The sequence below is a fragment of the Georgenia wangjunii genome (assembly GCF_036421975.1).
GTDB lineage: Bacteria > Actinomycetota > Actinomycetes > Actinomycetales > Actinomycetaceae > Georgenia_A > Georgenia_A wangjunii.
The window spans coordinates 93,741-106,822 of sequence record NZ_JAZGON010000002.1 but is presented as its reverse complement, the minus strand read 5'-3'; the positions used below and the strand labels follow the sequence as shown (position 1 = coordinate 106,822).

9 protein-coding genes are annotated in these 13,082 nt (G+C 73.1%); 2 read left to right on the top strand and 7 right to left on the bottom strand.

What is annotated here, in order from left to right; all coding sequences use genetic code 11:
* Positions 1–48 precede the first annotated feature (48 nt).
* The 3 genes from V2J63_RS04285 to V2J63_RS04275 all read right to left on the bottom strand — a co-directional run bounded on the left by V2J63_RS04285 (position 49) and on the right by V2J63_RS04275 (position 4,655).
* Positions 49–789, bottom strand: coding sequence for a PIG-L deacetylase family protein (locus V2J63_RS04285; RefSeq protein WP_331229766.1), 741 nt, complete (start codon positions 787–789; stop codon positions 49–51).
* Positions 790–830: 41 nt separating this feature from the next.
* Entirely contained in the window at positions 831–3,248 is a 2,418-nt protein-coding gene (locus tag V2J63_RS04280) for a glycoside hydrolase family 31 protein (RefSeq protein ID WP_331229765.1), read from the bottom strand.
* Between the two features lie 129 nt (positions 3,249–3,377).
* Positions 3,378–4,655 carry a deoxyguanosinetriphosphate triphosphohydrolase gene (locus V2J63_RS04275; protein ID WP_331229764.1) on the bottom strand — a complete coding sequence of 426 codons (1,278 nt, stop codon included), beginning with the start codon at positions 4,653–4,655 and terminating at the stop codon, positions 3,378–3,380.
* A 60-nt stretch (positions 4,656–4,715) separates the two neighbouring features.
* Here V2J63_RS04275 and V2J63_RS04270 point away from each other — a divergent pair, with 60 nt between their 5' ends.
* Positions 4,716–5,882: an alpha-amylase family protein gene (locus V2J63_RS04270; protein ID WP_331229763.1), complete on the top strand. Its 1,167-nt coding sequence runs from the start codon at positions 4,716–4,718 to the stop codon at positions 5,880–5,882.
* A gap of 86 nt (positions 5,883–5,968) precedes the next feature.
* Here the strand turns inward: V2J63_RS04270 and V2J63_RS04265 are convergent, their stop codons facing one another.
* The 3 genes from V2J63_RS04265 to V2J63_RS04255 form a co-directional block, all read right to left on the bottom strand.
* A complete protein-coding gene (locus V2J63_RS04265) occupies positions 5,969–6,847 on the bottom strand; it encodes a sugar ABC transporter permease (RefSeq protein ID WP_331229762.1) in 879 nt (292 codons plus the stop codon).
* 1 nt (position 6,848) lies between these two features.
* Complete coding sequence (locus tag V2J63_RS04260; RefSeq protein ID WP_331230135.1) at positions 6,849–8,369, bottom strand: ABC transporter permease subunit; 1,521 nt, start codon at positions 8,367–8,369, stop codon at positions 6,849–6,851.
* A gap of 193 nt (positions 8,370–8,562) precedes the next feature.
* Positions 8,563–9,834: a sugar ABC transporter substrate-binding protein gene (locus tag V2J63_RS04255; RefSeq protein WP_331229761.1), complete on the bottom strand. Its 1,272-nt coding sequence runs from the start codon at positions 9,832–9,834 to the stop codon at positions 8,563–8,565.
* 210 nt (positions 9,835–10,044) lie between these two features.
* Between V2J63_RS04255 and V2J63_RS04250 the strand changes: the two genes are divergently transcribed.
* A complete protein-coding gene (locus V2J63_RS04250) occupies positions 10,045–11,160 on the top strand; it encodes a LacI family DNA-binding transcriptional regulator (RefSeq protein ID WP_331229759.1) in 1,116 nt (371 codons plus the stop codon).
* Between the two features lie 213 nt (positions 11,161–11,373).
* Here the strand turns inward: V2J63_RS04250 and V2J63_RS04245 are convergent, their stop codons facing one another.
* Positions 11,374–12,948: an asparaginase gene (locus V2J63_RS04245; protein WP_331229758.1), complete on the bottom strand. Its 1,575-nt coding sequence runs from the start codon at positions 12,946–12,948 to the stop codon at positions 11,374–11,376.
* Positions 12,949–13,082: the final 134 nt, after the last annotated feature.

Here is a 13,082-nt window from a genome sequence, read left to right as displayed (position 1 = left end):
CCCGACGGCGGGGGCGAGCGCGTCGAGGGCGACGTCGCCCTTCCGGCCCTACTCCGCCGCCTCCTCCCGGCCCACCGGTGGGGCGAGCGCATCGAGGGCCAGGGCGCCCGGCAGGGCGAGGACGTCGAACGCCTCCCCGTACCGGCCTCGTCCGAGGGGCGCCCCGCGGTAGGCGCTGAGGCCGGTGAGGAACTGCTCGTAGGCGAAGTCCCCCACCTGGCTGCGGTGCTCGGCGAGCGCGCGCAGCCGCACGGCGTGGGCGTCGGTGACGTCGCGCACGAGCGCGGGCGCGGCGATGGGCGTCCACACCTCGTACCCGAGGACGGTCCCGGTCCGGTGCGGCTCCCCGCCCGCCTCGGGGAACCATGGCCCGGCCGCTCCCCCGACGGCACGCATGCCGAGGTGGTGGGCGGCGACGTGGTCGACGTGCCCGTCCGCGGCGTGCGGCAGGAGGACGACGTCGGGCCGCGCGGTGCGCAGGAGCCCGACGAGGACGGCGACGAGGTCGCGCCCGACGTCGATCGCGCCCTCCCGCTGGCGCAGGAAGTGCGTGCCGGCCACGCCCGTGACCGCGCACGCCGCGAGCGCCTCGGCCTCCCGCGTCGCAGCGACGTCCTGCGGGGTGCCCGTCAGCGCCCCGGCGTCCCCGCTCGTCACGTAGACGACCGTGACGTCGGCCCCGGCGCGCACGGACTGGATGACCGTGCCGCCGCAGCCGATGACGTCGTCGTCGGGGTGCGGGGCCAGGACCATGACGCGCATGCCGCCGGCCGCCTCGCTCGTGCTCATGCCCCGCTCCTCTCGTGCGTCCCGGCCCGCGCGCCCGGGGGTCAGACGTCGAGCTCGACGGTGAAGTCGCTCCCGGAGCTGGGGATGAGGACGCTGCCGTCCTCGACCGCCGTCGCCACCCCGTCGACGTCGACCCCGTCGACGGCGGCGCCGTGGACGACGAGCCGGAACGCCTCCCGGGCGTGCTCGGCGAAGCCGTCGCCCGTCACGCCGGCCCGGACGGTGAGGCGGGAACCGGCGCGGGTGACCTCGAACGTCGTGCGGTACCGGGCGCCGGCGGCCGCGGCGTGGGTGAGGCCGTCGTCCTCCTGGAGGAACGACGTGCGCGTGCCGTCCTCGGCGGGGACGAACAGGTGCAGCTCGACGACGTCGGGGTGGTAGCCGTCGGTGCTCGCCGGCGCCCGCTCCCACATGGGGATGACCGCGCCGCCGCGCGCGTAGAGCGGGATCCGGTCCATGGGCGTCGCCGCGGTGACGAACCGCCCGCCCGTGAGGCGCTCGCCCGTGTGCCAGTCGAACCACGTGCCGGCGGGCAGGTAGACCTGCCGGGCGGTCATCCCGGCCTCGACGACGGGGGCGACGAGCAGGTCGGGGCCGAAGAGGTACTCGTCGTCGACGTCGCGGACCGCGGCGTCGTACTGGTGGTCGAAGACGAGGGGGCGCTGGACGGGTGCGCCGCTCTCCGCCGCCCGCAGGAACGCGGCGTAGATGTAGGGCATGAGCCGGTAGCGCAGGGTGATCGCCGAGCGGACGAGGTCCTCGACGGCCTCGCCGAACGCCCAGGCGTACTGGTCGACCGTGCCGGCCATGGAGTGGTTGCGGAAGAAGGGCGTGAGCGCGCCGTACTGCGTCCACCGGGCGAGGAGCTCGCCGCTCGAGTCCTCACCGAAACCGCCGACGTCGGCGCCGACGAACGCCTGCCCGGAGACCCCGAGCCCGCTGCCCATGGCCACGCTCAGCCACAGGTGGTCCCAGCGGGCCATGTTGTCGCCCATCCACGTCGCCGCGTAGCGCTGGATGCCGGCGGAGCCGGCCCGGGACAGGACGAAGGTACGCAGGTCCGGCTCCTCGGCGCGCAGCCCGTCGGTCGTGCCCATCGCCATGAGCAGCGCGTACTGGTTGTGGTACCGCTCGTGGGAGAACTCGCCGCCGCCGAACCGCATCGCCTCCGGGGCGATGGCACCGGTGGCCGGCTCGTTCATGTCGTTCCAGATCCCGGCGAGGCCGGAACGCACGTGGGCGGCGTTGAGCTCGCCCCACCACTGCCGCGCCTCGGGCAGGACGAAGTCGGGGAACGCCGTCGCACCGGGCCACACCTGCCCGGTGTAGACCTCACCGCTCTCGGTCCGGCACAGCAGGTCGCGCTCGAGCGCGTCGTCGTAGACCGAGTACCCGGGCTCCCGCTTGACGCCGGGGTCGACGATCGTGATCGTCCGGAAGCCGTCCTCACGCAGGCGCCCGAGCATCCCCGGGACGTCGGGGAACCGGTCGGTGTTCCACGTGAAGACGCGGTAGCCGTCCATGTGGTCGATGTCGAGCCACAGGGCGTCGCACGGGATGTCCCGGGCGCGGTAGCGGGCGGCGATCTCCTCGACGGCGTCCTGGGTGTAGTCGAACCACCGGCACTGGTGGAACCCCAGCGCCCACACGGGCGGCGGCGCCGTGCGCCCGGTCAGCCACGTGTACGCCTCGAGGATCTCGGGCATGCCCGGGCCGGCGAAGACGTACTCGCAGTACTGGCCGCCCTCGAACCGGACCGAGTACTCGGTGCCGCCGGAGAAGTCGTACGCGGCCCGGTACCCGTTGTCGACGAACGAGGCGGACATGGCGCCGGAGGGGTACGCCTGGTGGTAGAAGAACGGGATCGACATGTAGTACGGGTCGAACTCGACGCTCGTGTTGTCCGCGCGCGGGTCGTCCGGGTTCGTCGTCGCCGCGAACTCCCCCGAGGCCTTGGGGTCGAGCACGTCGGTGTTCCACAGCGTGAAGCTGCGCCCCTTGCGGTTGTGGCGGCCCGCCTTCTCCCCGAGCCCGAAGATCGCGTCCTCCCGACGGCAGCGACGGCGCACGGCGAAGGAGTCGTTGAGCGTCGCGTACCCCCAGTAGCGGCCCTCGTCGTCCTGCGCGGTCTCGACGACGGGCGTGCCGTCGGTGCGGTGGACGTCGACGCGAAACTCCTCGAGCCACACGGAGACGACGAGCGCCGACGTCCGCACGCGGGCGACGTCCGGGCCGATCTCCGTCTCGTGCTCGACGGGCGCGGCGAGCGGGTCGACGCACACGGCGAACGTGGGCGGGTCGTCGAAGACCCCGCCGCGGCTGATCCGCACCCGCACGACGTCCGCGCGGACGACGTCGACCTCGAGCACCTCGCCGTGCACGGCGGCCCGCAGGCCGCGCGCCGTCCGCGTCGGGTCGCTCGCGCGCTCGAAGCGGGTCATGTACTCGGTGTCGCTCACGTGCTGCCTCCGGTCAGGACGGGCGCGCGGCCCGACTCCTCGAACGACCGCGGCCGCGGGGACGCGGTCGGGTCGCCCCCTGTTCTACCCCACGCCTGCGCCGCCCCGCTCGTGCGCGCGCGGGAGCCCTCACCCGCAGAGGCGGGCGTGGAGCGCCTGCGCGCTCGGGTCGGTGAGCGAGGACACCTGGTCCACGACGACGCGCAGCCGGGCGTCGTCGTCCGCCGCCTCGTGCCAGTCGACGACGAAGGGCTCCTCCAGCTCGCGCGGCGCCCGTTCGAGGAGGACGGAGACGAGGTCGGTGAGCATCGTGCGCTGGCGCAGGTAGACCGGCTCGTGCTCGCGGGGCGCCATGACGTAGAGCGCCGCTACCCCCTTGAGGACGGCGATCTCCGCGACCGTGCGCGCCGGCACGGCGAGGTCGGCGGCGTAGCGGGTGAGCGGCCCGGGCCCGGAGGCCGCGCGCGTCGCGTCGTGCGCCGCGGCGCAGAAGCGCCCGATGAGCTGGCTCGTCATGTCCTTGAGCGCGGCGAGGTCGCGGCGCGTGCCGTCCCACGAGCGCACCCAGTACGGCAGCCGGGTCAGGCCCTCGAGCGCCTCGCCGAGCTCGTCGTCGCTGACGTCGGGGGCGTACCACTGGCGCGCCTGGTCGACGACGCGCGCCTGCTCGGTGCCGCTGCGCAGGCGGTCGACGTCGACCCGGCCGCCGACGATCGAGTCCTCGACGTCGTGGACGCAGTAGGCGATGTCGTCGGCGAGATCCATGACCTGCGCCTCGATGCACCGGCGGTTCGCCGGCGCCCCGGCGCGCATCCACGCGAACACCTCGAGGTCGTCGTGGTAGACGCCGAACTTGCGCGTGACGGACCCGTCCGGGCGGGGCGGGGCCTCGCCCGGCAGCCACGGGTACTTCGTCGCGGCGTCGAGGGTGGCGCGGGTGAGGTTGAGGCCGACGCACACGCCGGAGTCGGTGAACGTCTTCGGCTCGAGGCGGGTGAGCAGCCGCAGGGTCTGGGCGTTGCCCTCGAACCCGCCGATGCCGCCGGCGATGTCCGCGAGCGCCCGCTCGCCGTTGTGGCCGAACGGCGGGTGCCCGAGGTCGTGCGCGAGGCACGCGGTGTCGACGACGTCCGGGTCGCACCCGAGCGTCTTGCCCAGCTCGCGCCCCACCTGCGCGACCTCGAGGGAGTGGGTGAGCCGGGTGCGGACGAAGTCGTCGCTGCTGGGCCCGAGCACCTGCGTCTTGGCGCCGAGGCGCCGCAGGGCGGAGGAGTGGACGAGTCGGGCGCGGTCGCGCTCGAACGCGGTCCGCGTCGGGTTCTTGGCGGCCTCGGGCCACCAGCGGTCACGGTCGGCGGCGCCGTACGCCTCGCGCACGTTCGCCACGGTCCCGCTCGCCTCGCTCACGCCCCCGAGCCTAGTGGCGACGATCACGCACCCGCCCCGCCGATGGGTCAGAATGGGACGATGACCGACGCCCCCAGCGCACGCGTCGTCGCCGAGCCGGCGACGACGACGACGCTCGTCCACATCGGTGGCCGCGGCCCCCAGGAGTGGTGGCGAAGCTGCGTCGTCTTCGTCAACGACCCGCCCCTCCTCGACGTGCGCAGCACCGCCGCCGACGTCACGGAGCGCACCGAGCTGCTCCGCCCGATCTCGCGCCTCGGGGCGACGGCCGTGCGGATCGGCTGCCCCGGGCCCGACGACCCGGTGATCGACGCCGCGGTCGAGGAGCTCCTCACGCGCGCGCGGCGCCTCGGTGTGCGCGTCATCATGCGCATCGACCCGCTCGACCCCGCCCACGAGGCGCCCGCGCGGCACTGGCTGTCCCGCGGCGTCGACGGCCTCGACCTCGGCCCCGTCGGCCCCGGCATCCCCGAGGTCTCCCACGAGCGCTACCGCGAGCTCCAGGCGTTGCTCGCCGAGCACACGGACGACGGCATCCTCTCGGCGCGGCTGTCCCCGGACGCCCAGCCGCAGCTGAGCGAGATGCTCCACGAGGACTGGCTCCACCACGTCGTCGACGCCGCGCTCACGCGCACCCAGACGGTCGCCGCCGTCCGCGACGCCATCGACGACGCGTACGCCATCCGCGACGTCCTCGGGGCCCCGGCCGCGTGGCTCGTGCCGGACATCGCGGACACGGGTTCGCTGCGGCGGGCACGCGCCGGAGCGCTGCTGACGCTGGCCCTGCCGGGGGCGCTGTACCTGCGCCAGGGGACCGCGCTCGGCCTGCCCTCCCGGCGCGCGACGGGCTCGTTGGCCGAGCGTGAGGCGGAGGCCGACGCGGCGCGCGCCGCGCAGCGTGGGGTGACCGGCTCGACGTACGAGATGTTCCGCGCGGCGCTGCGGCTGCGTGCGGACTACCGGCTCGGTACCGCGCCGCTGGCGTGGGTGCACGGCCTGCCCGCGGCGGCCGAGCCGCAGACGGTGGCCTTCCTCTCCGGGGAGGTCCTCGTCCTGTGCAACTTCGGCGCGGCGACGCTGCGCCTCCCGGCCGGCAGCGACATCCTCCACACGAGCGCGGAGCTCCTCACCGCCGACGACGGCAGCTTCCTCGTGCCGCCGGAGACGACCGTGTGGATCTGGATGGCCTCGCCCGGCAGCGAGCGCGCCGAGCGCGTCCGCCAGTAGTCCCGGCGCCCGGGGCCCGCCCGTGTCCGAGCCGGCGCCCCGGCCCCGGAGAGCGCCCGCCGTCGGCCCGCGGCCGGTAGCCGCGCTCAGCCCTTGACCGAGCCCGCCGTCAGCCCGGAGACGATGTAGCGCTGGAGGAAGAGGAAGAGCAGGACGACGGGGATAGCCGCGAGGACGGCGCCGGCCGCGAAGAGGCCCCATGGGGCGTTCCGCTCGTCCGAGGCCCACTGGTAGAGCCCCACCGCGAGCGTGAAGTTGTCCTGCGACTGGAGGACGATCCGCGCGATGACGAACTCGCTGTACGCCGTGATGAAGGACAGCAGCCCGACGACGGCGAGGATCGGCGCGACGAGGCGCAGGATGATCGTGAAGAAGATCTGCGCGTGCGAGGCGCCGTCGATCTTCGCCGCCTCGTCGAGCTCCTTGGGCACGGTGTTGAAGAAGCCATACATGAGGAACGTGTTCACACCGAGCGCGCCGCCGAGGTAGACGGCGATGAGAGAGAGCCTGCTGTTGAGCCCGAGGACGGGGAAGACCTCGCCCAGGCTGAGCAGGAGCAGGAAGATCGCGACGAACGTCAGCACCTGCGGGAACATCTGGACGAGGAGGAGGGCCGTCAGCGTCGCCCGCCGCCCGCGGAAGCGGAACCGCGAGAACGCGTACGCGGCCGCGGATCCCATGAGGACCGTCCCCAGCGCCGTCACCGTGGCGATGATGAGGGAGTTGCGGGCCCACTGCATGAAGTCCGTCCCGCCGAGCTCGGCGTAGTTGTCACCGGCGACCGTGCGGAAGAGGTCGTTCGAGCCCGTGAGGCTGCCGCCGGGGTTGAGGGACGCCGAGAGGACGTAGAGCAGCGGGAAGACGCAGTAGGCGATGGCGACGACGCCGACGATGTGGCGCCACCCGATCTCCCGCCACCAGCGCGCGCCGCGCGGGGGTGGGTCGCTCAGCTCGTGGGTGGCCATGTCAGATCTCCTCGAGGGTGCGGGTCCGGCGGAAGCCGAGCCACGAGATGACGCCGACGACGACGAAGATGAGCAGGGACATCGCCGAGGCGAGCCCGTAGTCCCGGCTGCCTCCCTCGAACGCGATGGAGTAGACCATCGAGATGAGGATGTCCGTGGCGCCCACCGGGATCGGCGCGTCCGGGAAGTTCGGTCCACCGCCCGTGAGCATGTAGATGAGGGTGAAGTTGTTGAAGTTGAACGCGAACGTCGAGATGAGCAGCGGCGCCGTCGAGACGAGGAGGAGCGGCAGCGTCATCGAGCGGAAGATCCGCAGCGCCCCCGCGCCGTCGATCCGGGCCGCCTCGACGACGTCGCTCGAGATGGACTGCAGCGCCCCCGTGCAGATGAGGAACATGTAGGGGAAGCCGAGCCAGAGGTTGACGCCGAGGACGGAAGCCTTGGCGAGCCAGTCGTCGGAGAGCCAGGGCACCGACGCCCCGCCGAGCAGGACCTCGTTGACGAAGCCGAACCGTTCGTTGAGCATGCCGCGCCACACGAGGGCGGCGAGGAACCCGGGGAACGCGTACGGGAGGATGAGCATCGACCGGTAGAAGCGCCGGCCCTTGAGGCGCGGGTCGTTGAAGACGATGGCGAAGAAGAGCCCGAGGCCGAACGTCATGGCGACCGAGAGGCCCGCGAAGGCGAAGGTCCACGCGACGACCTGGAAGAACGAGCCCGAGATCCGCGAGTCGGTGAACATCGCGAGGTAGTTGTCGGCGCCGACCGTGACGCGCCAGCCCGGCGTGAGGGTGCGCCCGTCGTCGGCGACGAAGTTGCCCTCCTCGCTCGGGCGAAACACGGTGCCGTCGTCGGTGTTGGTCATCGTGTCCGCGGCCTCGTCGTAGACGTAGAAGCTGCGGGAGATGAAGCCGTCGGACCCGTTCTGGGTCCGCACGGCACCCTCGTTGGGGTCGTCGGTCAGAGGGACGCGCAGGTTGGTGATCTCCTGCTGCACCTCGACGAGCTGGGCGAAGCCGAGGATCTCCCAGCCCGGGACCTCGGCGATGTCGCCGTCGGAGACCACCGCGTCGTCGACGGTCTCGAGCGGCTGCTCGGCCGTGCCGACGGCGACGTCCCCGTCGTCCTGGACGACGGCGAAACCCAGCTCGTCGCCGTCGCGCACGACGGCGAGGGGGAACGTGGGCGAGCCCTCCACCCGGCGGTCGTTCTGCAGGAGGATTGCCGAGACCGCGTCGCCCTTGGTGGAGTTGTGGCCGTCGCCGTAGTTCGTGAACGAGACGTAGCCCGTGTAGACCATGACGAAGAGCTGGTACACGAGGAGGAACAGCAGACCCGGGACGAGGTACTTCGCCGGGATCATCCGGCGGGAGAAGTAGACGACGTTGACGGCGACGAGCGCGAGCACGAGGAACGCGACGATCCCCCAGGCCTCGACGGCGGCGGCCGCGAGGATGCCGTAGACGCCGAGGGCGTCGACGAGCCCGACGAGGACGAGCTTGACGATGAAGCCCGGCCCCATGGAGCGGGCGTGGGAGTCGCGGCCCTTCTTCGGGCCCGCGGAGTCCGGGCTGCCCGCCCGGGTGAGACCTGCTGCGCTGCGGGTGCTCACGTCCCGCTCCTTTCGAATGACCTGGTCGCGTGCCGACGACGCCGACGCGTACGTGCTGCGGGCGGCCCCGCGCTCGCGCGAGGCCGCCCACGCCCGTGCCGGACTAGCCGGCGGAGATGGCTCCCTCGATGTTCTCCACCATCGTGGCCCAGCGGTCCGCGGGCGCGGCGTTGGCGCTGATGATGTCGGCCTCAGCCGCACCCCAGTACTCCCACACCGCGGACATCTCGGGGATCGAGGGCATCGGTGCACCGGTGGCGCCGGCCTCGTTGAACCCCTGGAGGATCGGGTCGTCGAGGCCCTCGGCCGCCTCGGTCATCGCCGGCACGCGGCCGCCGAGCTCGAAGAGCTCGGTCTGGACGTCGGGCGTGGCGATGTAGTTGACGAGGAACTCGTTGACGAGGAGCGCGTTCTCGGAGTCGATGTTCGGGAAGAACGCCTGCACGCCGACGAACGGTTGCGCCTCCTGGCCCCCCGCGCTCGGCACCGGCATGACCGCGACGTCCATGCCGGCGTCGACGAACTCCGTGACGTTCCACGGGCCCGTGATCATGTAGGCCGACTCACCGGCGAGGAACGCCTCCTTGGCGACGTCGGCGGTGATGTTGACGTCGAGGACGCCGGCCTCGGCCTGCGCCGCGAGGAACTCGGCGTACGCCTGGCCCTCCGGGCCGCCCATGGCGATGTCGGCCGTGTACGAGCCGTCCTCGGACATGGCGAAGACGGGGGCGCCGAAGGACGTCTGCAGCGGGTACAGGTGGTACGGGTCCGAGGCGGCCGGGTCCTGCTGGATGAGGACGGGGTACTCGGTGCCGAGCTCGGTGCCCTGGGCGACGAGCTCGTCCCACGTGGCCGGTGTCTCCGCCGCGAGCTCGTTGTTGCGCACGAGCGCGATGTTCTCGATGGCGTAGGGGACGCCGTAGGTCTGGCCGTCGTAGGTGACGCCGGCGAGCGCGGCCGGCGCGAAGGCGTCCGCCTTGTCGCCGAGCTCGACGGTGCCGACGACGCCGTTCGTCACCCAGCCGCCGAGGCCGTCGTGGGCGGAGACGATAAGGTCCGGGCCCTCGCCGCTCGGGACGGCGGTGATGAACTCGTTGCCGATGTCCGCCGACGCCTTCTGGATGACGTCGATGCCGATGCCGGTCTCGTCGGTGAACTGCTGCCCGATCTCCTCGATGAGATCGATCCGGGTCTCGTCGGCCCAGATCGTCAGGGTGCCGCTGAGCTCGCCGGAGCCGGTGGTCTCCTCGGCGGTGGCCTCGCCGGTCGCCTCGGCCGGGGTGGTGGTCTCGTCGTCGCTGCCGGTGTCGCCGCCGCAGGCCGCGAGGGTGAGGGTGAGCCCGAGGGCTGCAGTGAGCGTGATGCTCCGTCGCATCGTTCTTCTCCTGGATGTGAGAGGTGTGGCGCCAGCGCGCTCTGGCATGTGACAGGCCGCTGTGCCCGGATACGCAGGAGGCTAGCCCGGCGGCTGGACCGCTGCAAGACGTTGCAGTAACTTTCAGACAACAGTTTCAACCGAGGTCCCGGCACACCCGGGCATGACTGATGAGAGTCGGTGTCTGTGATGCAAGGGCGCACCAGACTGATGGACGTCGCGGAGCAGGCGGGCGTCAGCACGGCGACCGTCTCGCGCGTGCTCAACGGCAAGCCGGGGGTCGCCGGGGAGACCCGACGCTCGGTGCTCGCCGCGCTGGACATGCTCGGCTACGAGCGGCCGGAGAAGCTCCGCGCGCGCTCGGCGGGGCTCATCGGGCTCATCGTCCCGGAGCTGACCAACCCCGTCTTCCCGGCGTTCGCGCAGTCGATCGAGTCGGTCCTGTCCAACCTCGGGTACACCCCGCTCGTGTGCACCCAGTCCCCCGGCGGCACGACGGAGGACCAGTACGTCGAGATGCTCCTCGACCAGGCGGTCGACGGGATCATCTTCGTCTCCGGCCTGCACGCCGACGCGCACGCGGACACCGAGCGGTACAAGCGCCTGCGTGGGCGCGGGGTGCCGTTCGTCCTCATCAACGGCTACACCGGGACGATCGACGCCCCCGCGTTCTCCACGGACGACCGGGGCAGCATGGACCTCGCCGTGCGTCACCTCGTCTCCCAGGGGCACCGCGCGATCGGGCTCGCCATCGGGCCCGAGCGGTTCGTCCCGGCCGAGCGCAAGCGGTCGGGCTTCATCGACGCCATGGCCCGTCACGCGGGCGACGACTCCCCCCGCGTCGTCACGACGCTCTACACCGTCGAGGGCGGGCAGGGCGCGGGCGGCCTCCTCCTCGACGCGGGGTGCACCGCCGTCGTGTGCGGCTCGGACCTCATGGCCCTCGGCGCGATCCGGGCGGCGCGCCTGCGAGGGCTCGACGTGCCGGGCGACGTCTCCGTCGTCGGGTACGACGACTCCGCGCTCATCGCGTTCACCGACCCGCCCCTGACGACCGTGCGCCAGCCCGTCGACGCGATCAGCCACGCCGCCGTCAGCACCCTCGTCACCGACATCGGCGGCGGGCAGGTCCCGCGCACGGAGCTCCTCTTCGTCGCCGAGCTCATCGTGCGGGGCTCGACCGGCGCGGCGCCCGCCGTGCGGGGGACCGGCAGGGCCGCGGCGGGAGCGACCGGCGGGGTGCCGCGCTCACCCGAGACGCAGCGCTCACCGGACGCATCAGACGACGACCCGGTCGCCGTCGGGGCGGGCGGTACGACCGCCTAGCGTCGCCCGACGGACGGCTCTGCTCCTCGCTCGCCCGACGGCGGCTCGGCGCTCCGCCACGTCGTCGCCCGGTGACTCCGGGACCCGCCGCGCCGCGGACGGTCAGCGCAACCCGACCGCGCCGGGGGCACGCGCCGGACGCGCAGGTGCGGGGAGCGAGCCGTCGGCCCGCTCCCCGCAACGTCTACCTCGCGGGTGTGCGCCCGCCGTCGGTCACTCGATGCCGCCCGCCTCGAGTGCCGGCGTCGCCACCCACGGCGAGCGACGGCGGTGGAGGGCGTAGAGCGTCCCGCCGAGGAGCAGCGCGAGCACCGCCACCGTGGCGACGCCCTGGGCCTGCGCGCCGAGCATCGGCAGGGCACCGCCCGGGCCGTCGGACCCGCCGCCGATGACGCCGCCCGCCCCCGGGCTCTCGTCCTCACCGGCGGGCTCCTCGCCGGCAGGCTCCTCGCCGGCAGGCTCCTCGCCCGCGGGCTCCTCACCGGCGGGCTCCTCGCCCGCGGGCGGCTCGCCGGTCGTCGGCTCGTCGGTGGTGGGCTCCTCGCCGTCCGTCGGCTCGGCCGAGGGGTCGGTCGGCGTCTCGGTGGGCTCGGCACCGGGCACCGGGCTGACGACGCCGGCCATCGCGGACTGGTCGAAGCTCGGGGCGCCGAGCGTGGCGAACCACTCGCGCGCCTGCTCGATGTCGTCGGTGAACGTCCGGCTCAGCAGGAGCAGGAGCCGCGCCTTCTGCGGGATGAGGTCACCGCCGCCGATGATCCCCTCGCCGCTGCTCTCCACGGCGCCGCTGCCGGTGCGGGTCGTGCTCACGAACCAGACCCCCTGCGCGACCGCGTCGCGGCGCGCCTGCCCGGGGGCCGAGGAGATGCCACCGGCGCCGGTGCCCGCCGTGACGATGCCCGCCACCCCGGCGCCGGCGTAGGCGGTGATCGCCTCGCCGCCGGCCTGCTGGTAGTTGTAGAAGATCTCCACGCGCGGCAGCTCCTCCGGCGCGACCTCGTCGAGGTCGAACGGGGTGAACCACTCCTCGGAGGCGCAGTCGAGCACGCGGGCCGGGGCGCGCTGGACGTAGACGCGGTCGCCGTCGATCCACCCGAGGGCCCCGAGCTGACGGGAGACGAACGTGTCGTTGCGCGTCGAGTTGCCCTTCGTCACGTCCCGCGCGGCGTGGATCTCGTCGTTGAGCATGAGGACGGTGCCGAAGCAGAAGGTCTGCTGGCTCGCCCCGAGCCGGATGGCCTGGAGGAGGTTCGCCGGGCCGTCGGCGCCGAGCACGCCTGCCTCGCTCGCGGTCTCCCCGGCCGCCCACGGGCGCATCGCTCCGGTGAGGATGACCGGCTTCTTGCTCTGGACGCTGAGGTCGAGCCAGTAGGCGAACTCCTCCATCGTGTCGGTGCCCGTCGTCACGACGACGGCGTCGGAGACCTCGAGCGCCTCCTCGACCGTCTGCGTCAGCGCGTGGTACTGGGCGATCGTGTACCCCCCGGAACCGGAGTTGCCGAACTGGACGACGTCGACGTCGGCGAAGGCCGAGACCTCCGGCTCGAGGACGCCGAGGAGGTCCGTCATCGGGTACGTGCCGGCGCGGTAGCTCGTGTAGGTGTCACGTCCGGCGGCCTTGCCGGCGATGGTGCCGCCCGTGGCCACGACGGTCACCGTGGGGCGCTCGTCCGGCTCGGGCGCGGTCACGGCTGCCGCGCCCGGCGCCAGGAGCGACACCCCCGCCACGAGCGCGAGGGCGGTGACGGCCGTGAGCGACCGCCGTCGGGGTGAGGTGCGAGTGGTCATGCTTCTCCTCGTCATCGGGTGGAGCGGTGCCGCGGCTGTGCGCCATCGGTCACCGGGCGAGGAGGTCGTGGGCGGCACGTCCGCCCGGCACCCGCTCCGCCGCCGAGACGAACGCTCCCAGCGCGATGTTTCGC